Origin of the sequence: Streptomyces sp. A3M-1-3, assembly GCF_024213665.1 — a bacterium.
Lineage (GTDB): Bacteria > Actinomycetota > Actinomycetes > Streptomycetales > Streptomycetaceae > Streptomyces.
In genome coordinates this window covers 15,461-38,215 of record NZ_JANAVP010000045.1, presented here as the reverse complement: position 1 = coordinate 38,215, position 22,755 = coordinate 15,461, and the positions used below count along the sequence as shown (strand labels likewise).

Annotated in this window: 20 protein-coding genes and 2 pseudogenes; 9 read left to right on the top strand and 13 right to left on the bottom strand. The window is 70.3% G+C overall.

Annotated elements, in window-relative coordinates:
* Nucleotides 1-205 precede the first annotated feature (205 nt).
* On the bottom strand, nucleotides 206-1,033 hold the full coding sequence (locus tag NLX86_RS32420; protein ID WP_254375399.1) for an LLM class F420-dependent oxidoreductase: 828 nt from the start codon (nucleotides 1,031-1,033) through the stop codon (nucleotides 206-208).
* Between the two features lie 220 nt (nucleotides 1,034-1,253).
* Here NLX86_RS32420 and NLX86_RS32415 point away from each other — a divergent pair, with 220 nt between their 5' ends.
* Genes NLX86_RS32415 through NLX86_RS32405 form a run of 3 tightly spaced genes read left to right on the top strand, consistent with a single transcriptional unit; the run spans nucleotide 1,254 to nucleotide 3,317 of the window.
* Nucleotides 1,254-2,768: a CehA/McbA family metallohydrolase gene (locus tag NLX86_RS32415; protein WP_374214010.1), complete on the top strand. Its 1,515-nt coding sequence runs from the start codon at nucleotides 1,254-1,256 to the stop codon at nucleotides 2,766-2,768.
* 46 nt (nucleotides 2,769-2,814) lie between these two features.
* On the top strand, nucleotides 2,815-3,069 hold the full coding sequence (locus tag NLX86_RS32410) for a type II toxin-antitoxin system Phd/YefM family antitoxin (protein WP_254375398.1): 255 nt from the start codon (nucleotides 2,815-2,817) through the stop codon (nucleotides 3,067-3,069).
* Nucleotides 3,066-3,317, top strand: coding sequence for a type II toxin-antitoxin system RelE/ParE family toxin (locus NLX86_RS32405; RefSeq protein WP_254375397.1), 252 nt, complete (start codon nucleotides 3,066-3,068; stop codon nucleotides 3,315-3,317). Before NLX86_RS32410 ends, NLX86_RS32405 begins: the two co-directional genes overlap by 4 nt.
* A 68-nt stretch (nucleotides 3,318-3,385) precedes the next feature.
* On the opposite strand, the gene NLX86_RS32400 is transcribed toward NLX86_RS32405, so the two are convergent.
* The 8 genes from NLX86_RS32400 to NLX86_RS32360 form a co-directional block, all read right to left on the bottom strand.
* Nucleotides 3,386-4,951: an APC family permease gene (locus NLX86_RS32400; RefSeq protein WP_254375396.1), complete on the bottom strand. Its 1,566-nt coding sequence runs from the start codon at nucleotides 4,949-4,951 to the stop codon at nucleotides 3,386-3,388.
* 215 nt (nucleotides 4,952-5,166) lie between these two features.
* Nucleotides 5,167-6,624 (bottom strand): aldehyde dehydrogenase family protein, encoded by a 1,458-nt coding sequence (locus NLX86_RS32395; RefSeq protein WP_254375395.1) that lies wholly within the window; start codon nucleotides 6,622-6,624, stop codon nucleotides 5,167-5,169.
* On the bottom strand, nucleotides 6,621-8,360 hold the full coding sequence (locus tag NLX86_RS32390) for an amidohydrolase family protein (RefSeq protein WP_254375394.1): 1,740 nt from the start codon (nucleotides 8,358-8,360) through the stop codon (nucleotides 6,621-6,623). The genes NLX86_RS32395 and NLX86_RS32390 overlap by 4 nt, the downstream gene beginning before the upstream one ends.
* A gap of 123 nt (nucleotides 8,361-8,483) precedes the next feature.
* A complete protein-coding gene (locus tag NLX86_RS32385; protein ID WP_254375393.1) occupies nucleotides 8,484-9,605 on the bottom strand; it encodes an LLM class flavin-dependent oxidoreductase in 1,122 nt (373 codons plus the stop codon).
* Between the two features lie 108 nt (nucleotides 9,606-9,713).
* Nucleotides 9,714-10,496 (bottom strand): SDR family NAD(P)-dependent oxidoreductase, encoded by a 783-nt coding sequence (locus tag NLX86_RS32380; RefSeq protein WP_254375392.1) that lies wholly within the window; start codon nucleotides 10,494-10,496, stop codon nucleotides 9,714-9,716.
* A gap of 11 nt (nucleotides 10,497-10,507) precedes the next feature.
* Complete coding sequence (locus NLX86_RS32375) at nucleotides 10,508-11,455, bottom strand: LLM class F420-dependent oxidoreductase (protein WP_254375391.1); 948 nt, start codon at nucleotides 11,453-11,455, stop codon at nucleotides 10,508-10,510.
* Between the two features lie 622 nt (nucleotides 11,456-12,077).
* A complete protein-coding gene (locus NLX86_RS32365; RefSeq protein WP_254375390.1) occupies nucleotides 12,078-12,488 on the bottom strand; it encodes an NUDIX hydrolase in 411 nt (136 codons plus the stop codon).
* Nucleotides 12,485-13,144, bottom strand: a complete 660-nt coding sequence (locus tag NLX86_RS32360; RefSeq protein ID WP_254375389.1) for an NUDIX hydrolase — start codon at nucleotides 13,142-13,144, stop codon at nucleotides 12,485-12,487. The genes NLX86_RS32365 and NLX86_RS32360 overlap by 4 nt, the downstream gene beginning before the upstream one ends.
* 149 nt (nucleotides 13,145-13,293) lie before the next feature.
* Here NLX86_RS32360 and NLX86_RS32355 point away from each other — a divergent pair.
* The 3 genes and pseudogenes from NLX86_RS32355 to NLX86_RS32345 form a co-directional block, all read left to right on the top strand.
* Nucleotides 13,294-13,482: pseudogene (locus NLX86_RS32355) on the top strand (hypothetical protein); the annotation flags it as partial.
* 2 nt (nucleotides 13,483-13,484) lie between these two features.
* The gene (locus tag NLX86_RS32350; RefSeq protein WP_254375401.1) at nucleotides 13,485-14,879 is read left to right on the top strand and encodes a hypothetical protein; all 1,395 of its coding nucleotides are present in this window, start codon (nucleotides 13,485-13,487) and stop codon (nucleotides 14,877-14,879) included.
* Between the two features lie 59 nt (nucleotides 14,880-14,938).
* Nucleotides 14,939-15,676: a glycosyltransferase gene (locus NLX86_RS32345; RefSeq protein WP_254375388.1), complete on the top strand. Its 738-nt coding sequence runs from the start codon at nucleotides 14,939-14,941 to the stop codon at nucleotides 15,674-15,676.
* A gap of 204 nt (nucleotides 15,677-15,880) precedes the next feature.
* Here NLX86_RS32345 and NLX86_RS32340 read toward each other — a convergent pair.
* A pseudogene (locus NLX86_RS32340) lies at nucleotides 15,881-17,117 on the bottom strand (amidohydrolase family protein).
* Nucleotides 17,118-17,317: 200 nt separating this feature from the next.
* Between NLX86_RS32340 and NLX86_RS32335 the strand changes: the two are divergent.
* The 3 genes from NLX86_RS32335 (at nucleotide 17,318) to NLX86_RS32325 (ending at nucleotide 21,911) form a co-directional block, all read left to right on the top strand.
* Nucleotides 17,318-20,566 carry an AfsR/SARP family transcriptional regulator gene (locus tag NLX86_RS32335; RefSeq protein ID WP_254375387.1) on the top strand — a complete coding sequence of 1,083 codons (3,249 nt, stop codon included), beginning with the start codon at nucleotides 17,318-17,320 and terminating at the stop codon, nucleotides 20,564-20,566.
* A gap of 210 nt (nucleotides 20,567-20,776) precedes the next feature.
* Nucleotides 20,777-20,944, top strand: a complete 168-nt coding sequence (locus NLX86_RS32330; protein WP_254375386.1) for a hypothetical protein — start codon at nucleotides 20,777-20,779, stop codon at nucleotides 20,942-20,944.
* Between the two features lie 169 nt (nucleotides 20,945-21,113).
* Complete coding sequence (locus NLX86_RS32325; RefSeq protein WP_254375385.1) at nucleotides 21,114-21,911, top strand: VOC family protein; 798 nt, start codon at nucleotides 21,114-21,116, stop codon at nucleotides 21,909-21,911.
* A gap of 23 nt (nucleotides 21,912-21,934) precedes the next feature.
* Here NLX86_RS32325 and NLX86_RS32320 read toward each other — a convergent pair whose 3' ends face one another.
* The 3 genes from NLX86_RS32320 to NLX86_RS32310 are packed head-to-tail and all read right to left on the bottom strand — an operon-like array spanning nucleotide 21,935 to nucleotide 22,752.
* Nucleotides 21,935-22,303, bottom strand: a complete 369-nt coding sequence (locus tag NLX86_RS32320) for a fic family toxin-antitoxin system, toxin component (protein ID WP_254375384.1) — start codon at nucleotides 22,301-22,303, stop codon at nucleotides 21,935-21,937.
* The gene (locus NLX86_RS32315) at nucleotides 22,300-22,518 is read right to left on the bottom strand and encodes a hypothetical protein (protein ID WP_254375383.1); all 219 of its coding nucleotides are present in this window, start codon (nucleotides 22,516-22,518) and stop codon (nucleotides 22,300-22,302) included. The genes NLX86_RS32320 and NLX86_RS32315 overlap by 4 nt, the downstream gene beginning before the upstream one ends.
* A gap of 33 nt (nucleotides 22,519-22,551) precedes the next feature.
* Nucleotides 22,552-22,752 (bottom strand): DUF397 domain-containing protein, encoded by a 201-nt coding sequence (locus NLX86_RS32310; protein WP_254375382.1) that lies wholly within the window; start codon nucleotides 22,750-22,752, stop codon nucleotides 22,552-22,554.
* Nucleotides 22,753-22,755 lie beyond the last annotated feature (3 nt).

Below are 22,755 nucleotides of genomic sequence, written 5' to 3'. Positions count from 1 at the left end.
CAAAACCGTTCGGGATGCGCGCAGTGCCGGGACGTGGGTCCAAGACCCACTCCTGATCACTGATTAGGAACGGTGGGCGAGCATCATGAGAATCGATCATCGCCATGCGTACGGGTGAGGACGACGCCACCCGTCGACGCGCCCCCCCTTGCGCGCCCCCCATACATGGCCGGTGCGGAACCGGACGAACGACCGGCAGCTCGCCCTAGAGGTATTGGGCGTACTCGTCCAGCGCCTTCAGCACCTCCGCCTCTCCGGCCGGCGGGAGTTGCAGGACGACCTCCTCGATGCCCAGTTCCGCGTAGTGGGCGAGCTTGCCGGGTGAGGGCCGGACCGCGTACGGCACGACCTGCAGCGCCTCCGGGTCCCGGCCCGCCGACTGCCAGACTCCCCGCAGCACCGGCAGCGACTCCGTCAGGCCGCGGCCGCCGATCGGGAGCCAGCCGTCCGCGTACTCCGCGATCTGCGCGAACAGCTTGGGGCCGGCCGCTCCCCCGACCAGCGTGCGTGGCGCGCCGCCCTGCGGCTTCGGGTGGGCGTGGCTGGCCCGTACCGCGCCGAACTCGCCCTTGTACGCGGTCGGTTCGGGTGCCCACAGGGACCGCATCAGTGCCATCCGGTCCCGGCCCAGCTCGCGCCGTGACGCCCACTCCACGCCGTGGTCCGCCGCCTCCTCCTTGTTCCAGCCGAAGCCGACGCCGAGCGTGAAGCGCCCGCCGGAGAGGTGGTCGAGGGTCGCGACCTGCTTGGCCAGGTCGATCGGGTCGTGCTGGGCGACAAGCGTGATGCCGGTACCGAGCGCGAGGCGTTCGGTGACCGCGGCGGCCTGGCCGAGCGCGATGAACGGGTCGAGGGTGCGGCCGTACTCGGACGGGAGCTCACCGCCCGCCGGGTACGGGGTCGCGCGCTCCACCGGGATATGGGTGTGCTCCGGCAGATAGAGCCCGGCGAATCCGCGCTTCTCCAGCTCTCGGGCCAGCCGCACCGGCGTGATCGTCTCGTCGGTGAGGAAGATCGTGGTCGCGATCCGCATACGGGTCCTCCGTCGTCCAGTCCGTCGTCACTGGTGGCGGGGCCCAACGTATGCCGTACGGGGCGGAATGCCGAGACTACGCGACGGGCCGGTTCGGCAACCCCACCGGCAATACCCTTGCCATCCGACAACTCCCTTCCATTGCTCGGCAGTTCACGGCTCAATACCAGGGTTTGAGTGCACCACTCCCGTCCCTCTCAACACCCTGGGGAGCCACGGCATGGGCGACGGCATGGGCGACGACGAACACGCTATGGGCCGGCGCGGACTGCTTGTGACGGGAGCCGCGGCGGCGCTTACGTCGGGCAGTGTGAGCTTCGCGAGCGCCGCCCCGAGCGGCGGCGAACAGACCGAGGTCGTACGGGGCACGCTGCCGCCCGGCTCCCCCGACTTCGTGTACCTCCCCGTCGAAATCCCGCGCGGGGTGCGGCAGATCCACGTCGCGTACACCTACGAGCGGCCCGCCGTGCCGGCCGGCACCCCGGGCAACGCGCTGGACATCGGCATCTTCGACGAGCGCGGCACGGACCTGGGCGGACAAGGCTTCCGCGGCTGGTCCGGTGGCGCCCGTACGGAGTTCTTCATCCGCGCCGATGACGCCACGCCCGGCTACCTCCCGGGCCCGGTCCTGGCCGGCACGTGGCACATCGCGCTCGGCCCGTACACGGTGGCGCCGCAGGGCCTGGCGTACACGGTCGGAGTCACCCTCTCGTACGGTCCCGAGGCCGCGACCCCCGAACCCGTCCACCCGCCCCGCCGGGCCAGGGGCCGGGGCCGCGCGTGGTACCGCGGTGACTGCCATCTGCACTCCGTGTACTCCGACGGCCGGCGCACCCCCGCGGAGATCGCCGCGGCCGCTCGCGCCGCGGGCCTGGACTTCATCAACAGCAGCGAGCACAACACGCACGCCGCACACCGCGCCTGGGAGGGCCTGTGGGGCGCCGACCTGCTGATCCTCACCGGTGAGGAGGTCACCACCCGCAACGGCCATGTCGTGGCGATCGGCACCGACCCCGGCACCCACACCGACTGGCGCTACCGCGCCCGCGACAACCGGTTCGGCCGCTTCGCCCGCTCCATTCGCCGGGCGGGCGGCCTGGTCGTCCCCGCGCACCCGCATGCGACCTGCATCGGATGCAACTGGAAGTTCGGCTTCGGTGAGGCCGACGCGGTCGAGGTGTGGAACGGCCCGTACACCCCGGACGACGAGGTCGCGCTCGCATCCTGGGACAACACGCTGGTCGCGTCCACGCGCTCCGGCAGCGGGTCCTGGACCCCGGCGATGGGCAACAGCGACGCGCACCGCCCACCGCAGGTGGTCGGCATGCCGCAGACCGTCGTCCTGGCCGACGAACTCTCGCGCGAGGCGGTTCTGGAGGGCATCAGGGCGGGCCGGAGCTATGTCGCGGAGTCCTCGGCGGTCTCGCTCGCCTTCGGCGCGTCGGGCGGCCGCGCGCGCCACGCGGGCATCGGCGAACGGCTGCGGGTGGACGCCGACGATCCCGTCACGGTGCGCCTGGAGGTCACCGGCGCCCCGGGCTGCACGGCCCACTTCGTCACCGACCAGGGCACGCTGTTCACCACCCCGCTCCCGCCGTCGGGCACGGGAACGGCGGAGTGGCGTACGACCGCCGCGTACGCCACGTACGTACGAGCGGAAGTCCGCCACGCGCCGGTTGTACCCGGCCTGCCGGGACCGTTGGCGGCGCTGACGAACCCGGTGTTCCTGGGTTGATGAGTTATGGCCCCCCAGATGGCGCGCGAAGTGTACAGTTCCGCACATGAACGACACGCTGCCTATCACCGAAGCGCGCGCCCGCTTCGGCTCGCTGGTCCGGAGGGCGTCACACGCCCGCGAGCGCATCACCATCACCGATCACGGCCAGCCGGCGGCTGTGCTGATAAACCCCGAGGAGCTTGCCGACCTGGAGGACGCACTGGCTTTGGCGCAGTACAGGGCCGAGAAGGCAACCGGTACGTTCGTGGGCGTACCCCACGAGGAGGTCCGCGAGCGGCTCGGTCTGCTGCGTGAGTGAGCTACGAGATCACCTGGCGGCTGCGAGCGCTCGATGCCTCAACGCGGTTCCTCAAAGATGACCCGGAGGGCTTGCGGCAGGTCTTCATCGCCGTCGACCTCCTGTCCGGCGACCCACGCCCGTCGGGGACGGCCGAGTACGGCTCTCCCGACCTGCGACGCATGCACGTCGGCCAGTACCGCGTGATGTACGAGATCGCGGACGAGACGATCACCAGCGTGGTCGTCCACCTCGGCCGAGTCGGCTGATCGCCCGACGAACGAGGCCGGCCCCGACCATCAGGTCGGGGCCGGCCGTCGCTGTCGCGGGGAATTCGTCAGTCCGCGACCACCAGTGCCGGGGTCTCCTTCGTCAGGATCTCGCCGCGGAAGAAGGCCGGGCTGCGGCGCTCCGTGACGAACATGATCACCAGGCCGAGTGCCAGCAGTCCGACGCCGATCACGAAGACCGAGCCGACACCGAATACGGCGGAGCCGCTGCCGTACGCCGGGTCCCACATGTCGTACAGGGTCTTGCCGAAGACCGCGGTCAGCAGGACGCCGCCGAGGATCGGGCACAGGCCCTTGTAGACGAAGTCGCGGGCGGACCGGAAGAGGTCGCGGCGGAAGTACCAGGCGCAGGCGAACGCGGTGATCGAGTAGTAGAAGCAGATCATCAGGCCGAGCGCGTAGATCGTGTCCACCAGGACGTTCTCGCTGACCAGCGTCATGACCGTGTAGAAGACGCCCGTCGCGATGCCCGCGACGACCGTGGCGCGGCCGGGGGTCTTGAAGCGCGGGTGGACCTTGGCGTACGACGGCGGCAGGGCCTCGTACGTCGACATGGCCAGGACCGTGCGGGCGACCGGGATGAAGGTGGTCTGCAGGCTGGCCGCCGCCGAGGCGAGGACCGCGATGAAGAGCAGGACGCCGAGGGCCGGGCCCATGACCGGGCCGGCGAGGGCCGCGAAGACGTTGTCGGAGGTCTCCGGGTTGGCGAGGCCGAGGCCCTTGTCGCCGGAGCCGACTGCCATCTGCGCGGCGATACCGGTGGCCAGGTAGGAGCCGACCAGGACGACCATCGCGATGAGGGCGGCGCGGCCGGGGGTCTTCGCGCTGCCGGTGGTCTCCTCGTTGGTGGCCAGGCAGGCGTCCCAGCCCCAGTAGATGAAGATCGCGAGGGAGAGTCCGGCGGTGAAGGCGGAGAAGGACTCGACCTCGAAGGGGTTCATCCAGGACCAGGAGAAGTCGAGGCCCGTCTCGAACGTCCCGCTTCCGGCCTTCTGGAAGGCCATGACCACGAACACGGCGAGGACGACGAGCTGGAGGCCGACCAGGGCGTACTGCACGCCCTTGGTGGCGGTCATACCGCGGTAGCTGATGGCCGTCGCGACGGCGATCAGCGCCAGACAGGTGGCGATGTGGACGGCCTTGTTGTCGTCCAGGGCGGCGACCGATTCGCTGCCGCTGATCTCCCCCGCGAGGAGCCAGAAGTAGGAGGTCGCGACGCCCGCGAGGTTGGACAGCACGATGATCGTCGCGATGACGAGGCCCCAGCCGCACATCCAGCCGATGCGTGGCCCGAATGCCTTCACCGTCCAGGTGAAGGAGGTGCCGCAGTCCGGCATGGCGCGGTTCAGCTCGCGGTACGCGAAGGCGACCAGCAGCATCGGCAGGAAGCCGGCCAGGAAGACGGCGGGCATCTGCAGGCCGACCTCGCCGGCCGTGGAGCCGAGGGTCGAGGTCAGGCAGTAGACCGGCGCGACTGTGGAGATGCCGATGACGGCGCTGCCCATGAGGCCGACGGAATTGCCGCCGAGGCCCTTGTCGCGTACGCCGCCGTCGGTCGCGTCGACGCCCCGTACCGTGTCTCCGGCCTGGGGCCGTGCTTCCACCTGAGTCATGAGGAGGACGTTAAATGCTGCGGTTTCCACATCCGGAGCGCGCAGCTCCCTTCTCCGACCCTTAGATAGTTCGGTTATAAACCGTTAACGATCTGGGAATGAAAAGCCGTCGGCGCACGAGACCCTCTCATCGGTAGGTCCAGCCATGGAACTTCCGCATTGCGAGAACCGCAGCCCCGTCCGTTTTGTCGGATTCAAAAATTTCCCGTCCGTATTTATCCCGGCCAGACGATCGCCTGCGTCTCGCTGTACGCGTGCAGCGCGTACGACCCCACGTCCCGCCCCACCCCGCTGCCCTTGAAGCCGCCGAACGGCGCCTCCATGTTCCGCCCGATGGTGTTCACCCCCACCCCGCCGGCGCGCAGCCGCCGCGCGACCCGGAACGCCCGGGCCACGTCGCCCGACCAGACGTAGTCGAGCAGACCGAAGTCGCTGTCGTTGGCGAGCGCGACGCCCTCCTCCTCGTCGTCGAAGGGGACGACCACGACAACCGGGCCGAAGATCTCCTCCCGCACGATGCGCATGTCGTTGGTGCAGTCCGCGAAGAGCGTCGGGGCCACATAGAAGCCCTTGTCGTACGCGGGCCGCTCGCCGCCCGCGACCAGCCGCGCGCCCTCCTTCCTCCCCAGTTCGACATACGACTCGACGCGGTCGCGGTGCGCGGCGGAGATGACCGGCCCGACCACCGTGCCCTGCGCGGCCGGATCACCCACCGTCATGAAACCGAGGTGGCCGGTCAGCCTCTCGACCAGCTGGCCGTAGATACCGCGCTGCGCGAGGACCCGCGTCGGTGCGGTGCAGATCTGACCGCTGTAGAAGGAGAAGGTCGTGCCGATGCCCATCGTCGCGGAGTCGAGGTCGGCGTCGTCGAAGACGAGCGCCGCGCCCTTCCCGCCCAGCTCCATGAGCTGCCGCTTCATCCCGCGCCCGCACACCTCGGCGATGCGCTGCCCCACGGCCGTGGAACCGGTGAAGCTGACCATGTCGACGTCCGGGGAGTCGACGGCAGTCTCGCCCGCCCCGGCGCCCGAGCCGGTCACCACATTGACCACCCCCGCAGGCGCCCCGGCCTCCGCCAGCGCCTCCGCCATCCGGTACACCGAGAGCGGATCCTGCGGCGCGGGCTTCACCACGACCGTGTTGCCCATGGCCAGGGCGGGCGCGACCTTGCCGGCCGGGTTGGCCCACGGATTGTTGTACGAGGTGATGCAGGTGACCACCCCCACCGGCTGCCGTATCGCGACCGCCCCGAAGACGCCCGCCTTCCCCATCGGCCCGGCCTCGTTGATCTGCGGGGGCAGTGGGTCCTCGACCGGTTCCAGGGCGCCCTTCGCGTACCGCCGGAACCGGGCCACCGAGACCGCCACCTGCATGCCGCGCGCCGTGGCCGTCGTCGCGCCGCTCTCCGCCTGCGCGAGTGCGGCGTACGGCTCGAACTCGCGCTGCATGATGTCCGCGGCCCGGTCGAGGATGCGGGCCCGGTCCTCGGGCTTCGTCCGCGACCAGGCCGCGAACGCCTCCCTCGCCGCCGAGGCCGCCGCGTACACCTGCGCGCGGCTCGCCTCGGGGGCGAGGCCGACAACCTCCTCGGTGGCCGGGTTGACCACCTCGTAGTACCCGTCGTCGGGCGTCACCCACTCCCCGCCGATGAACAGCCGCTGCCCGGCGCTCATACGGTGCTCACCGTCCTGGTGTCGCGGCCCGAGCGCAGCACCGTGCCCGGGACCGCACCGGTGATCTCGTCGTCGCGGATCGTCTCCACGCCGTTGACCCGTACGGACACGATCCCGATGGCCCGCGAGTCGAGCCGCGGGCTGTCGCCGGGCAGGTCGCGGACGAGCGTGGCGGGCCCGGCGTCGATCCGGTCGGGGTCGAAGAGGACCAGGTCCGCGTGGAAGCCCTCGACGATCCGGCCGCGCTCGCGCAGCCCGAAGAGCTGGGCGGGATCACCGGTCAGCATCTTCACGGCCTCCTCCAGGCCGACCAGCTTCCGGCCGCGCAGGCAGTCGCCGAGGAAGCGGGTGGTGTACGGGGCGCCGCACATGCGGTCGAGGTGCGCGCCGGCGTCGGAGCCGCCCAGCATGACGTCCTCGTGCTGCCACGTCTCCTTGCGCAGCTCCCAGCTCGCCGGGTCGTTGTCGGTGGGCATGGGCCACAGGACGGTCCGCAGGTCGTCGTTGGCACAGATCTCGACGAGGCACTGGAAGGCGTCCTGGCCGCGCTCGGCGGCGATGTCCTTCACCACGCGCCCGCTGAGGCCCTCGTTCTCCTTGGAGTAGGTGTCGCCGATGACGTACCGGCCGAAGTCGGCCAGGCGCCGGAAGACGCCGGCCTCCTTGCTGTCGGCGCGGCGCAGCATCTCGGCCCGTACGTCCGGGTCGCGGAGCTTCGCGATCCGGTCGGGCACGGGGAGGGAGAGGATGTCGCCCCAGCCGGGGATGAGGCCCAGGGCACAGAACGTGCCGAGCGACATGTTCATGGGGGTGAGGATCGGCATGGTGAGGGCGACAATGCGGCCGCCCGCCTTGCGCGCGCGCTCGCTGGGGATGAGCTGGCGCGGTACGCGCTCGGGGACGGACGCGTCGATGGTGAGGACGTTCCAGTTGAGCGGCCGACCGGCGGCGGCGCTCATCTCGACCAGGAGGTCGATCTCGTCGTCCGCGAACTGGTCGAGGCAGCCGGCGACGATCGCTTCGAGCTGGGTTCCTTCGTGGTCGGCGACGGCCCGGGAGAGGGCGAGGAGTTCCGCCGGCTCGGCGTGCCGGGAGGCGACGGGTTTGCCGTCGCCGTCGGAGTGGGTGGCGGACTGGGTGGTGGAGAGCCCCCAGGCCCCGGCGTCCATCGCGTCGTGGAAGAGCCGGAGCATGGCGTCGAGCTGCTCGGGGGTCGGCCGGCCGCCGACCGCGTCGGCGCCCATGACGTGCCGACGCAGCGCGCAGTGGCCGACCATGAAGCCCGCGTTGACGGCGATGCGGCCTTCCAGGGCGTCCAGGTACTCGCCGAAGGTGGACCAGCTCCAGTCGACGCCCTCTTCGAGCGCCTTGAGGGCCATGCCTTCGACCTTGGACATCATGCGCCGGGTGTAGTCGGCGTCCTCGGGCCGGCCGGGGTGCAGGGGGGCGAGGGTGAATCCGCAGTTGCCGCCCGCGACCGTGGTCACACCGTGGTTCATGGAGGGGGTGGCGTACGGGTCCCAGAAGAGCTGGGCGTCGTAGTGCGTGTGCGGGTCGACGAAGCCGGGGGTGAGGACGAGCCCGGTGGCGTCCTCGCTGGTGCGGGCGGATTCGGCTGCGCCGCCGGGCGGGACGATAACGGCGATGCGCCCGTCGCGCAGGCCGATGTCGGCGACGTACGAGGGAGCGCCGGTGCCGTCCACGACGGTCGCTCCGCGAATGAGGTGGTCGAGCATGGCGTGGGTCCCTTCGTGCTTCCTGAACTGAGCTGCGGGCCAGGGGCATGGCTCCGGCCGGGCTGCGCACGGCGGCGAGCAGCCGCCCCGCGCACGCACCCCGGCCGGGCACGAGGTCAGGGCTCAGCCCGCGGCCTGGCGGAAGTGCGTCGTCCGGTGGACCGGGTCCGTGTCGATCTTCGGGATGACGTGCTCGCCGATCAGCCTGATGGACTGCAGCGTGTCCTCGCGCGAGATCCCGATCGGCAGACCGAACGACAGCTGGTCCGCACCCGCCTGCTCCCACCGCTTGCACTGCTGGAAGACCTCGTCTGGGTCACCGCAGATCAGCAGCTCCTCGGCGATGAGCAGTTCGATGACCTCCTCGTTGAACTCGGGCAGCGTCTCGGGCCACACGGGGAAGCCCTCGGGCCGCGGGAAGGTGTCGTGGTACCGGAAGACCAGCGACTGGAGGTAGTGCAGCCCGCCGCCGGCCGCGATCCGTACCGCCTCCTCGTGCGTCGGCGCGCAGATCGCCGTCGACGTCACCATCACGTTGTCGTTGACGAAGTCACCGACCGGCTCGGCCTCCTGGATGGCCGTCTTGTACTGCTCCAGCACCCATTCCATGTCGGAGACCTTCTGGACGCTGAAGCCGAGTACGCCGAGCCCCTTGCGGGCGGCCATCGCGTACGACGGCGGGGACCCGGCCGCGTACCACATCGCCGGGTGCGACTTCCCGTACGGCTTGGGCAGGATCTTGCGCGGCGGCAGCGACCAGTGCTTGCCCTGGAAGCCGACGTACTCGTCCTGGAGCCACATCTTGGGGAATTCGGCGATCGTCTCTTCCCAGATCTCCTTGGTGAAGTTCATATCGGTGACGCCCGGTATGAACCCCAGGATCTCGTGGGACCCCGCCCCCCGCCCCGAGCCGAACTCGAAGCGCCCTTCCGACAGGTGGTCCATCATGGCCACCTTCTCGGCCACCTTCACGGGGTGGTTGACCTGCGCGAGCGGGTTGAAGATGCCGGAGCCGAGGTGGATGCGCTCGGTCGCGTGCGCGAGGTAGCCGAGGAAGACGTCGCTGGCGGAGAGGTGCGAGTACTCCTCCAGGAAGTGGTGTTCGGAGGCCCAGGCGTACTTGAAACCGGACCTGTCGGCCTGGATGACGTACTCGGTCTCCTCCATCAACGCCTTGTGCTCCGCGTCGGGGTCGACCTCGGCGCGCTTACCCACGTACCCCTGTACAAAGAGACCGAATTCCAAGGAGGTTCACCGTCCTCATTCATTTCTGACGAAGCGTCAGATCCTGACGGATGACTGTTCCACCGAACCGGATGGACCGTCAATAGCTGACGACTCATCAGCTCATGGTCAGAAAATGGAGACCCCGGCGAGCCAGCCGCCGTCGATGACGAAGGGCTGTCCGGTGATGTACGAGGAGTCCGCGCAGGACAGGAACAGCGCCAGCCGGGCCACCTCCTCCGGCTGCCCCACCCGCCCCAGCGGCACCAGCTTCTTGTACAGCTCGTGCAGCGCCGCCGACGTCTCGGCCGGGTCCGCGGTGGGGTCGAGCCGGGCCGGGTTGCTCATGGGCGTGTCGACCGCCCCCGGACACATGGCGTTGACCCGGATGCCCCTGCCCGCCAGCTCCATGGCCGCGACCCGGGTGAGCCCGACGATCGCCGCCTTGGTCGCCGCGTACGAGCCGACGAACGCCATGCCCGAAAGCGCCGTGTACGAGGCCGTGTTGACGATCGTGCCGCCGCCGGCCGCCTCGATCTCGGGCGCTACGGTCTTCATGCCCAGGAACGCGCCGACCTGATTGACCTGGACGACCTGCTGGAACTCCTCCAGCGGGGTGGCGACCAGCTCGTTGAAGCGCAGGATGCCCGCGTTGTTCACCAGCCCGTCGATCCGCCCGAAGGACTCCTGCGCGGCGCCGACGGCCGCCGTCCAGTCGTCCTCCTGGCTCACATCGAGGTGTACGTAACGGGCCGCGTCCCCCAGCTCCTTGGCGAGCGCCTCCCCCTGCCCGTCCAGCACATCCCCGAGCAGCACCTTCGCGCCCTCCGCCACGAAGAGGCGCGCCTCCTGCTCGCCCTGTCCGCGCGCCGCGCCGGTGATGACGACGACGCGCCCGTCGAGCTTGCCCATGCCGTACTCCTTCAGGTGTCGAGGTGCGGAGCGACGTCGGCGGCGAAGGCCGCCATCTGGTCGGTCAGCTCGGTACGGCTCCGGCTGCGGAACCGCACCTGGATCTGGTGCACCCCCATCGCGGCGTACTCGCGCAGCGACTCGGCGAGAGCGTCCGGCTTCCCGCTCAGCGTCCGGCGGCCGACGTCCCAGGACGCCTCGCCGACGTACAGCGGCTCGGTGATCGCCCCGATCTCGATCGGGGCCTCGACGCCGGCCTCGGCCCTGAGCCGCGCGATCCGCGCGATCTGCTCCGGCAGCCTGCCGCGCGGATCCCCCTGCGGCAGCCAGCCGTCACCCCTGGTCGCGGCCCGGCGTACGGCGGCGGGCGACGAGCCGCCCACCCACACCGGGACGCGCGGCTGCGCGGGGCGCGGCCGCTGCCCGAGCCCGCTGAAGGCGAACCGCTCGCCCACGAACTCGGGGTACTCCTCGGGCCCGAGCGCCGCCCTGAGCGCATCGACGGTCTCGTCGAGTACGGCTCCCCGCCCCTCGAAGTCCGCGCCGACCGCCTCGAACTCCTCCTGGACGTGCCCGGCCCCCACCCCGAGGATCAGCCGGCCACCGGAGAGGTGGTCGAGGGTCGCGTACTGTTTGGCGGAGATCAGCGGATGCCGCAGCCCGACGACTGCGACATGGCTGAGCAGCCGTACCCGCTCGGTGATCCCCGCGAGGAAGGAGAGGGTCGCGACCGGGTCGTACCAGACGGTGCCCATGGCACCGGCGAGGCGCCGCGGGATGGCGACGTGATCGCAGCACGCGATGTACGCGAACCCGCACCGGTCCGCGACCCGCGCGACCGCGGCCAGATCCCCGGCCCCGGCGGCGGCTTCCCACGCCTCCGCGTAGATGGTGCTCTGCGACTGGACGGGCAGCTGCATCCCGTACACGAGCCGCCCTTGCGGCAGAACCTGCACCATGGGCACCCCAATCTGACGGACCGTCACTTACTAACCAAGGGGCTATCGTCACGCCTGCCGACACATCAAGCAAGGGGTCGGACGATCCGCGGCGGAGCGGACGGCGCGGCGCCAAGGGGAGGAGCCGTGTCGGCTGAGGCCGCGGCATGGGTTCACCGGGATGGCAGGGGACGGATCCGATCTGCTGGGACAGCCCTACGCCGAAGAGCTGCGGCGGGATCGCATGGACGCTTTGATCCAGCCGAACCGCGAGGGCATGGAGAACTGGGACGTGGCGCTCGACCGGGGGACGGCACCCCGGCCGGTTGCGCTCATCCAGGCTGATGTGCAGCGGGCCCTCGTGCAGCGGCCGCTGCCAGCCTCCAGCGCGGCGCGCCCTGATCACCCGCATCCAGGACACCAGCCGCAACCCCGCCCCCAACCGCCGCGCCGAAGCAGCCCGCCGATGTTCCACCCTGGCTGTCCACTCCGCCCAGCAGACCAGGAACACACAGCCCGCAGCCGTACCAGTCACATCCACTGACCAGCACAGTCGCCACCACCGATAGAAGCCGCCACAACAGCAGGGCAGGTCACCGCTGAGGTGACCTGCCCTGCTTCGTCCTCCGCCCTGCCGACGAAGTCAGCCGAGCACGGAGTCCAGGTGCTGCTGGACCGGCTCGAACAGGCCATAGGGGACGTACTGCGGCATCTCTGCGAGGGTCACCCAGGCGAGCTCGGCCAGCTCGTCGGCGTCCGCGACGTACGCGGAGCCGCCCACGATCTCGCAGGCCGTGTAACACATCAGACGGCCGGTCGCCGGATGGATGCGCTCGCCGAGCAGCTTGACTGCGGTCACGTCCAGGCCGGTCTCTTCCTTGGTCTCCCGTACGGCGGCGTCTTCGCGGGCCTCGCTGGGCTCGACTTCGCCGGCGGGGAACTGCCAGGAGAGCTGGCCTTCGCTGACCCGGCGCCGCACCATGAGCACGCGTCCCTCATGGACGACGATGGCCGCGGCGATGCCCGGTCGCTCGTCAGCGTTCTGCTGCGTCACGTCTGCTCCTCCAGAACGGCCAGGGCGGGTGGGAAGATCGTATCGACGGGGATGAAGCGGGTCACCGAGTTTCTGGGAACCCACATCACGTCGATGTTCTCGACAGCGTCCGTGTTGGCGGCTTCGCCCGCGAGGTACTCGCAGAGGAAGTACTCACACAGCACTCCGGTCACCGGGTGAAGGCGGCTGCCGAGGTGCTGTCGTACCGCGCAGTGAACGCCGGTCTCGTCCAGGGTCTCCCGCACGGTCGTCGTCTCTGCCTTGCCGCCAGGCTTGATCACACCAGCGGGGAACTGCCAGCTGATCCCGGTCGCGTCATCGTCCCGGCGGCATACCAGCAGCGCCTTGTCGTCGCGGACGACCACGGCGATGGCGACACGGAGTGCCTGCGCACAGGCCGGGGCTGATGCCGCCGGAGCCCGCTCTGCGGCAACGAGGAGAGCGAAGCGCTGCCGTGCCGCTTGCGGGGCCTTCTCGTGAACTGTGTCGAGGAGCTGCTGCATTTCCCGGCGGGGTACGACGGCCGCGTCTGAGTGCCAGGTAGCCACCGTTCTGACGGCGATGCCCAGTTGTGCCGCGAACTGTTCGTTGGTGAGGCGCAGGGCGGACTGCAGCAGGCATGCGTATCGGCCGCTCCAGAGCTCGATCACGTCCACCAGCTGCCCCTTCGTCCTCGCCGCTCTCGATGCAGGAACCCGCGCGCTGAAGGTGCACTCCGACTGCACTGGCGCTTCATGGTCGTGCAGGAAAGGTCCCGGAAGAATCGGAGTCACCAGGGCGAATGATTCATCCGATGAACCGCTCAGCCCTCGACCGCTACCGCCTGCCGAGAATCAAGTGGTGGCCGGACGCTCAGCAGGTCCGCGAGCCCGCGTTCGACCAGCTCCGCAGCCTCGCCTTCGACCTCGTCGTGATTTCCGAGAAGGCTCACCTGGTCGGCGCCAGCAGTGCCGAGGCCGTCTGCTTCGCGCTGGCGGAGAAGGGGCTGGTGTGACCGTGGACTTCCTCGACGCCTACCACCTGTGGGCCGATGCCCACGCCTTCTTCGACTCCACCCTTATCCCTAGTCCCACCAGCCACGCCGACCCACTCGCCTCCCAGGCAGCGGCCTGGGACAGGCGCCTGGCGGAACGCACGCCGAACGGAGGACTGTTGCGGCAGAACGCCCTCTTCGACGCCCTGAGCGGCAACGGCAGGCTGCACCTGCTCCACGTCACCCACGCCCTGGAAGAGATCAGCCAGCAGGGAGTCCTCTACCCCTCGGGTGGCTGCCTCGTCGGGAGCATCTACTGCGCGCCGCTCACCGCCACGGACCGGGGCTTCCGCATGCACAACCTCGCGTCCTACATCCTGACCAAGGAGGCGCCGGCCTTCCTGGCCAAACTCGGCGTCACCGACCGTGTACCGACCCCGCTGATTTTCGAGATCGACACCCCGCCGCAGGCGTACCGAGGGCTGGCCGGTGTCGACTATCTCCGGCTGGGCCTCATCCACCTGCAGATCTACAGCCACCTCGAATACCTGCTCAGCAAGAGCGAGCGCCACCTCCTCCGCGAGACCGTCGTCGGCCGCGTCAAGAACTCGACGGCCTTCCTCGCCACAGCCGCTGCCGTTGCGTACCAGGGCACGCACGTCGCCCCCGAGCCGTTCCTGCGGCTGCTCGACGAGACGATCCCGCGCCTGCCGATCCTGGGCTATCTGTACTTCGAGGCGGTTGCGGAGTACCTGATGCTTCACTCGACCTCCCGGCACACCCGCCGTCTGGCCGAGCTCGGAGAGCTGAACAACTGGCTCTACAAGGAGATGCTGTTCGCCTCCTTCCCCACCATGGCGGGCAAGTTCGACCTCGCGAGGTTCCGTCCCCGTCCCGAGCAGCTGGCGGCGCTCCTGCACCAGGTCGACCACACCATCGACACCGACCATGCCAGCAGCTACCTCGTCGAGCGGATCAGCTACCTCGTCGCCGCACGCCTATTCGCCGTCGGCGAGGTCCCGGAAGCCTGGCATCACACTCGCTGGGAATTCGACGGCGTCGCCAACCGGCTTGGCCCGCTGCTGGGCCACCTCATCCACCGGGAACTGCGCACCTTCGGCCGCTACCCCGACTTCTACTTCTACTTCGACCAGCACAAGGCCCTGCAAGCCTGGAACTACTGGAACCACATGGACATCGTCGCGCCGTTCAACGGCACGATGCCCAAGGGCGAGATCGGCATCAACCCCGCCTACCCGAACCTCGACTACCGCGTGTGGCGTGCCGACCATGACGACGCCGGCCACCTCCATCCGACCGAGCAGCTAGCCCTGACCATCGCCCCGCGGCTCGTCGACATCAAGTACACCCTGATGCGCAACAACCAGTGGATCGCCCCGGCGCCCAGCGCTGCGTGACCGCCTCCACTTCCCTCGGCACCACCACACCCCCAAGCCTCCATGACTAGGAGACCGTCATGAGCCCCACCGGCATGCCCTCGGTCGACCTCCTCGGTGAGCAGATCGCCTGCCTCCTGGACGACCCCGCCACCACGCACGGCCTGGCCCGAAGCCTCCGTACCGCCGCCCGGGAAATCGAACTCCACCGCTACCACCACGCCAGCCTGCGCTCCTGGCCCAGCGGTCGCATAGACGAGAAGCCCTCCCAGGTGCAGATCGGTGGTGGAGCCCACCGCATTGACGGTTTCTTCAACATCGACGCCGTACCGCCGGCAGACCTCCTCTGGGACGTCCGCGAAGGCATCCCCCTTCACGACGGCACCGTCCGAACGCTCTTCTCCGAGCACTTCATGGAGCACATCGACTACCCGCGCTCCGTTAAGCACTACGTCGCCGAAGCCCACCGGGTACTGGCCGCTGGCGGCCGGATCGTCACCGGCGTCCCCGACGCCGCCTTCGCGCTGAGCCAGTACCCGGGCCCGCTCGACCAATCCGCCGAGATGATCGAGCGCTGGTACGCCAGGCGCGACTGCCGCAACGACATCAACACCCGGCTCGACCTCGTCAACCTCGCCTTCCGCGATCAGGACGACGACCACAGGTACACCCCGCACCTGTGGGCTTACGACCACGAGAAGCTCGTCCAGCTCTTCATCGAGGCCGGCTTCGCCGCCGTCGAGCCCTGGACGTTCGACCCCTCCATGGCCAACCCAAAGCGCCGCTGGGGCAGCGTCTACGTCATCGCGACGAAGTAGCCCTCTCGGCAGCCGACGAGCCCCGGGGCCAGTCCCCTCACCCCACCGCTCGGGAGTCGCGGGCCCATCAAAGCCACGGCACCCCGCACCCCGCCCGGCCACGCTGCCGAGGGAGCCACCCAACATGAAGGGGAAAGCCCACCGGCTCCGCCCGGTCCGTCCTGCCCCCTGGGGCCCGCCGGGAACGCCGCGGCGAGCGGGGCGTCAGGCCCGGGCCGGGGCCTGCGGGGCCCAGAGGCCGTCCTGCGTCAAACCCAGCAGCTCGATCGCGTTGCGCCGGACGATCCGGTCCACCACGTCCGCCTCCAGGTGCCCCATCTGCGCCTCGCCGACCTCCCGGGACTTCGGCCAGGTCGAGTCGGAGTGCGGATAGTCCGTCTCGTACAGGACATTGCCCACCCCGATCGCGTCGAGGTTCCTCAGCCCGAACGCGTCGTCGAAGAAGCAGCCGTACACGTGCTCCGTGAACAGCTCGGAAGGCGGCCGGTGGACCTTGTCCGCCACCCCGCCCCAGCCGCGGTTCTCCTCCCACACCACGTCGGCCCGCTCCAGGATGTACGGGATCCAGCCGATCTGGCCCTCCGCGTACATGATCCTCAGGTTCGGGAAACGCTCGAACTTGCCGCTCATCAGCCAGTCGACCATCGAGAAGCAGCAGTTGGCGAAGGTGATCGTGGAGCCGACGGCCGGCGGCGCGTCCGCCGACGTCGACGGCATCCTGCTGGAGGACCCGATGTGCATGGCGATGACCGTGCCGGTCTCGTCGCAGGCCCGCAGGAAGGGGTCCCACTCGTCGGTGTGGATCGACGGCAGCCCCAGATGCGGTGGGATCTCGGAGAAGCACACCGCGCGCACACCGCGCGCCGCGCTCCTCCTGACCTCGGCGGCGGCCAGCTCCGCGTCCCACAGCGGGATCAGGGTCAGCGGGATCAGCCGGCCCCGCGCGTCGGGGCCGCACCACTCCTCCACCATCCAGTCGTTGTACGCCCGTACGCCGAGCAGCCCGAGCTCGCGGTCCTTCGCCTCGGTGAAGGTCTGCCCGCAGAAGCGCGGGAAGGTGGGGAAGCAGAGCGCCGACTGCACATGGTTGACGTCCATGTCGGCCAGCCGCTCCGGGACACTGAAGGAGCCCGGGCGCATCTGTTCGTAGGTGATGACCTCCAGCTTGATCTCGTCCCTGTCGTATCCGACCGCCGTGTCGAGACGGGTCAGCGGCCGGTGCAGGTCCTCGTAGACCCACCAGTCGCCTATCGGCCCGTCGTCCCCCTTGGCGCCCATGACCGGGGCGAACTTGCCTCCCATGAAGGTCATTTCCTTCAGCGGGGCGCGGACGATGCGCGGGCCGATGTCGTGGTACTTCGACGGGAGCCGGTCCCGCCAGACGTGGGGGGGGCTCAACCGTGTGGTCGTCCACCGAGATGATCTTCGGGAAGGTCTCCATACGCTCCACGGTAGCGCTGATCTGACGAACCGTCAGCTAGTCGTACGCCGGATCCGGGTATGAGCCCGCCCGGTGAACCGGTGCGCAGGCGGTGTGCAGAGCGCCGCTTTCGTACTGACGCATGCGGCATGGACAAGGCAAACTGGCCTGTGCGACACAGCGCGGCAGGCGGGGCGATTCAGTGCAGTCAGGGGGAAGCGATGGACGCAGTACCGCGCGTACCGGAGCAGCGTGATCCGGGGCAGCGCGGCCCTGAGGAGCGGCGCGGCACTGAGGAGCCGCGCGGCACTGAGGAGCGGCACCCGGAACAGCGGGGCCCGCAGCCCTCGTACCGGCGCGGCGGCCCGGAACGGCAGGAAGGGGATGCGGAGCAGCCGCGCCCGGACCCGCACCTGGCGGCGCCGGGCGCGGCAGCGGCCGGCGCGGCAGCGGCCGGCGCGGCAGCGGCCGGCGCGGCAACGCACGGCGCGGCAACAGACAGCGCGGCAGCGGCCGACGCGGCCGCAGGCCCGCAGGCCGGCTCCGCGCCCGCCCCCGCGCCCGCCCCCGTGCCCGGCTCCGGGCTGCGCTTCGGCGTGCTTGGGCCCGTCCGGGCCTGGCGCGGCGGCGAAGCCCTGCCCTCCGGCTCCCCCCAGCAGCGCGCCCTGCTGGCCGCGCTGCTGCTGCGCGACGGCCGTACCGCAACCGCGTCCGAGCTCATCGACGCCATCTGGGGCAACGAGCCCCCGTCGCAGGCCCTGGCCGCCGTACGGACGTACGCCTCCCGGCTCCGCAAGGTCCTCGACCCCGGCGTGCTGGCCAGCGAGTCCGGCGGATACGCGATACGCCTGCGCCCCGGCGCCCTCGACCTGGCCGTCGCGCAGGAGCTGGTCGCCGACGCGGAGAAGTCCCGCGCCTCCGGCGACCGCTGCCAGGCCCGCGTACTGATCAACAAGGCGCTCGGCCTGTGGGACGGCGAACCCCTGGCCGGCGTACCCGGTCCGTACGCCGACACAGAACGCACCCGGCTCGAGGAATGGCGGCTCCAACTCCTAGAGAACCGCCTCGACATGGACCTGGAGGTCGGCTGTCACGCGGAGGCCGTCTCCGAACTCACCGCCCTCACCGCCGCCCACCCGCTGCGCGAACGCCTCCGCGAACTCCTTATGCTCGCCCTCTACCGCAGCGGCCGGCAGGCCGAGGCGCTCGCCGTGTACGCGGACACGCGCCGCCTGCTAGCCGACGAGCTGGGCGTGGACCCGCGGCCGGAGCTGGCCCTCCTCCAGCAGCGCATCCTCCAGGCCGACGCGGAACTGGCCCGCCCCGCCGAGCCGGCCCCCAGCGCCACCGCCCCCACCTTCATCACGCCCGCCCAGCTCCCCGCCACCGTCCCCGACTTCACCGGCCGGGCCGCCTTCGTCTCCGAACTCCGCGATGTGCTGTCCACCGCGGAGGGCCAGGTCATGGCCGTTTCGGCGGTCGCCGGGATCGGCGGCGTCGGCAAGACCACGCTCGCCGTCCATGTCGCCCACGCGGCCCGTCCGCGCTTCCCGGACGGCCAGCTGTACATCGACCTCCAGGGCACCGATGCCCGCGCCGCGGAACCGGAGGCCGTCCTCGGCGCGTTCCTGCGCGCCCTCGGCACCACGGACTCTGCGATTCCGGAATCCCTGGCCGAGCGCGCCGCGCTCTACCGCTCGATCCTCGACGGCCGCCGCGTCCTGGTCCTCCTGGACAACGCGCGCGACGCGGCCCAGGTCCGGCCGCTGCTGCCCGGCACGGCGGGCTGCGCCGCGTTGGTCACCAGCCGGGTCCGGATGGTCGACCTGGCGGGCGCGCACCTCGTCGACCTCGACGTCATGAGCCCGGAGGAGGCCCTCCAGCTGTTCACCAGGATCGTCGGCGCGGAGCGCGTGAACGCCGAGCGCCAGGCGGCCCTCGACGTCGTCGGCGCCTGCGGCTTCCTCCCCCTGGCCATCCGTATCGCCGCCTCCCGGCTCGCGGCCCGCCGCACCTGGACGGTCTCGGTCCTGGCCGCCAAGCTCGCGGACGAGCGCCGCCGCCTGGACGAACTCCAGGCGGGCGACCTGGCGGTCAAGGCCACCTTCGAACTCGGCTACGGCCAGCTGGAACCGGCTCAGGCCCGCGCCTTCCGCCTGCTGGGCCTGGCGGACGGCCCGGACATCTCCCTGGCCGCCGCGGCCGCCGTACTCGACCTCCCGCTCCACGACACCGAAGACCTGCTGGAATCCCTGGTGGACACATCCCTCCTGGAATCAGCGGCCCCGGGCCGCTACCGCTACCACGACCTGGTCCGCCTCTACGCGCGTGCATGCGCGGAACGCGACGAACAGCCCCCGACGGAGCGCGAGGCGGCGATGTCGCGCCTGCTGGACTTCTACCTGGCGACGGCGGCGGGGGTGTACGCGCTGGAGCGGCCGGGGGATCTGACGGTCGCCCACTGGGAGCCGACCCAGTACCCCGGCCTGGGGTTCACCGGCGGCGCCGAGGCGGTCGACTGGTTGTACGCCGAAGCCAACTGTCTGCTGGCGTTCGTACGCCAGTGCGTGGCCGACGGCATGCTCAGGCGCGCCGTCGACCTGCTGTGGGCCGCCAAGGACCTGGCCGAGTCGGGAGCCAACTCCCGCCAGTACGAGACCACGGCGGTCGCCATGCGCGATGCTGCTCACGCAGCGGGAGACCAGCGTTCCGAGGCGCGGGCGCGTGTCGCCCTGACCACGCTGCTGCTCGTCTCCGGCCGTTTCGACCAGGCCGACGAGGAAGCGAGGATCGCGACGCAGCTCGCGCGGGCGGCCGACGACCCGGCGCCGGCCAGCTGGGCGCCCAACGACCGCGGGATCATCGCGTTCTACCAGAACCGGCATGCGGACGGCGAACAGTTCCTGACCGAGGCGGTCAACAGCTTCCGTGCGTACGGAAACAGGTCCGGTGAGGCCAGCGCGCTGTGCAACCTGTCCCGTATCCACGTGAACATGGGCCGAACCTCAAGCGCGGTCGAGCTGGCTCAGCAGGGCATCGCCATCTATGACGAGATGGGCCTGACCCTGCGGCTCGCCAACGGGCGTTTCGCCCTCGGTATCGCCCTCACGCGGGCCGGACGTTCTGCCGAGGCGCTTGAACAACTCGCGGAATCGCTCCGTGTATTCCAGGAGAACCGTCAACGGCTCTGGGAGGGCACGACCCACTTCCGCATCGCAGAGGCCCACCTCTCGGCCCGCCGCCCCGCACAGGCGGCACTCCATGCCGAGCAGGCGCTCGCCCTGCGCTGCATCGGCGGCGAGTGGATGCGGGGCAATGTGCTCACCACCCTCGGCCGGGCGCTTGACCAGCTCGGCCAGGCGGACCGGGCGAGGGCGTGCTGGCGGGAGGCGCTCGCCATCTACGAGCAGTCGGGAGCGTCGGAGGCGGAGACCGTACGCGCCCTCCTCACGCCGCTCGCCGCTGCCTGACGCCCTGGCGGCACGGGCGTTCATCGATTGTTTATCGCCGGACGGCACTCTCTTACTTATCGATCCGTCGTGTCGGGGGGCAGGCGGGTCAGCGGGGAAGGCCACCGCTAGTGTGAACGGCCCTGATACGCCCGTCCGGCGACCCTCGGGGGAGTTGCCGGACGGGCCTACCGATCCGCAAAGCCAGCACGACAACGGGAGTTGACAACGATGAGCGACGCAAAGAAGCCCGCCACCGGCGACATCACCACGCAGGACAACCACGCCGGGACGCCTGGCACGGACAAGCCCATCAAGCCGCTGGACAACCACGCGGGCAGCGTCGGCGAGGACGTCCTCAAGCCGGCGGACAACCACGCGGGATCCGAACCCGCATAAGGCCAGTACGACGGGGAGCGGCCGCGGTGGCCCGGAGGGGGAGCCACCGCGGCCGCTGCATGTCCGGATCACCCGGTCGTACATCCGGGTCAGCGGCCGCGAGTCGCTGCGCGAGGACCCAGCCGGGGTGCCAGGCTGACAGTCCCACGCGACGGAAGAGAGCACCGCAATGATCACGACCGACTTCGTCCCCGGCTCCCCATGCTGGGTCGACCTGGGGGCCCCTGATGTCGACGCCGCGGCGGCCTTCTACAGCGCCGTCTTCGGCTGGCGGACCGAACCGGGCGGCGGCCAGGACACCGGCGGCTATATCGCCTTCCGCCTCGACGGCAAGGTGGTTGGTGCGGTGGGACCACTCACCGAGGCAGGCTCCCGCTCCGCCTGGATGATCTACTTCAACACCGCCGACGCGGAGGCCACCGTCAAGGCCGTGCAGCAGGCAGGCGGCGCAGTCCGTAGCGCCCCGGTCGAGGTCCCCGCCGACGAGGGACGGTTCGCTCAGCTCACCGACCCGCAGGGCGCGCAGTTCGCCGTCTGGGAACCCAACCAGTACGCGGGCATCGAGCTGGCCGACAGTCCCGGCAGCCTGAGCTGGGTCGAGCTCTACACCACCGACTCGGCCGCCGCCCAGCGCTTCTACGGCAGCATTTTCGGCTGGACCACCCAGGACATGCCGCTGCCCGGAGGCGGCGGTACCTACACGCTGCTGACCCCCGCGGGCACCGGTGAGGAGCGGATGCACGGCGGCCTCATGGAGGTCCCGGCCGACCCCGCGTCCGGGACCGGGCCGTACTGGCACCCGGTGTTCGGCTCGGCGGACTGCGATGCCACGGTCGCGCTCGTACGGGAGAACGGCGGTGGAGTCTCGATGGGCCCGGAGACCGCGGAAGGCGTCGGCCGCATGGCGGTCTGCACCGACCCCGCGGGCGCGGAGTTCGTGGTACTGACCCCCGAGGCGGCGCGCTGACGCGCCCTGGCCTCGGGGGAAGCTCAGACCGCCCAGGTCTTGAGGACGGCGGCGACGCTGTGGGCGGTGCAGTCGCTCTTCATCAGCTCAGTCACCAGAGCGGCGATCCTTGGCCGGTCAACCTTGACCTCCACTCCGGCTGCGAGCAGGTACCCGTGGGCAGCCGCGACGGCAACGTTCATGTTCGACCGCTCCAGCCACCGCATGCGGCCGAGCGTGTGCGCCAACGACGCGGCTCTCGCATAGGTGCCGCGGTAGACGCTCTGGCCGACCAGCACAGCCTTGTGGCGCTCCACCGCGGCGATGGCCACGCCGTAGTCGACGGCCGGATCGTCCTGGCCGGCCTCACGTGCGATATCGAGGATCCAGGCGAGATCCACGGAAAGAATCACGAGGCGTTCTCCCCGGTCAGCTCGTCGATCAGATCGCCGTACTCCTCGAGGACGAGGCGAGCACCCTCCATAAAGCGCTCCCGCAGATGCTCGTTGTCGTTGCGGATCAGCTGCTCGACGTACTCGTTGACCGGTATCCGCCGGGTGGCCGCAGCCTGCCGGGCCATCTCGGCGGTCTCGTCGTCCATCCGCACATTGATCTGCGTCTTCGCCATGCGTCGAAGGTACCATCTGGTACCAGCAGTGGGCTACGGGAGATCGAGGGCGCCGCTCGCCGCGATCGCCCGGAAGGCGCCCCACGCTCCCGGAGTGAAGCGGAGTATCGGACCCTCCGGGTCCTTGGAGTCCCGTACGGCGACGGTGCCGGGGATGTTGGCGGCGACTTCGACGCACTCGCCGCCGGCCGAGCTGTAGCTGGACTTCACGAACTGGAACTCGGACCCGGGCACCGG

Coding starts and splice junctions, on each gene's coding strand:
- NLX86_RS32420 (WP_254375399.1), bottom strand. CDS start 1,033: ATGCGGATCGCGACCACGATCTTCCTCACCGACGAGACGATCACGCCG.
- NLX86_RS32415 (WP_374214010.1), top strand. CDS start 1,254: ATGGGCGACGGCATGGGCGACGACGAACACGCTATGGGCCGGCGCGGA.
- NLX86_RS32410 (WP_254375398.1), top strand. CDS start 2,815: ATGAACGACACGCTGCCTATCACCGAAGCGCGCGCCCGCTTCGGCTCG.
- NLX86_RS32400 (WP_254375396.1), bottom strand. CDS start 4,951: ATGACTCAGGTGGAAGCACGGCCCCAGGCCGGAGACACGGTACGGGGC.
- NLX86_RS32395 (WP_254375395.1), bottom strand. CDS start 6,624: ATGAGCGCCGGGCAGCGGCTGTTCATCGGCGGGGAGTGGGTGACGCCC.
- NLX86_RS32390 (WP_254375394.1), bottom strand. CDS start 8,360: ATGCTCGACCACCTCATTCGCGGAGCGACCGTCGTGGACGGCACCGGC.
- NLX86_RS32380 (WP_254375392.1), bottom strand. CDS start 10,496: ATGGGCAAGCTCGACGGGCGCGTCGTCGTCATCACCGGCGCGGCGCGC.
- NLX86_RS32375 (WP_254375391.1), bottom strand. CDS start 11,455: ATGGTGCAGGTTCTGCCGCAAGGGCGGCTCGTGTACGGGATGCAGCTG.
- NLX86_RS32345 (WP_254375388.1), top strand. CDS start 14,939: ATGAGCCCCACCGGCATGCCCTCGGTCGACCTCCTCGGTGAGCAGATC.
- NLX86_RS32335 (WP_254375387.1), top strand. CDS start 17,318: ATGGACGCAGTACCGCGCGTACCGGAGCAGCGTGATCCGGGGCAGCGC.
- NLX86_RS32330 (WP_254375386.1), top strand. CDS start 20,777: ATGAGCGACGCAAAGAAGCCCGCCACCGGCGACATCACCACGCAGGAC.
- NLX86_RS32325 (WP_254375385.1), top strand. CDS start 21,114: ATGATCACGACCGACTTCGTCCCCGGCTCCCCATGCTGGGTCGACCTG.
- NLX86_RS32315 (WP_254375383.1), bottom strand. CDS start 22,518: ATGGCGAAGACGCAGATCAATGTGCGGATGGACGACGAGACCGCCGAG.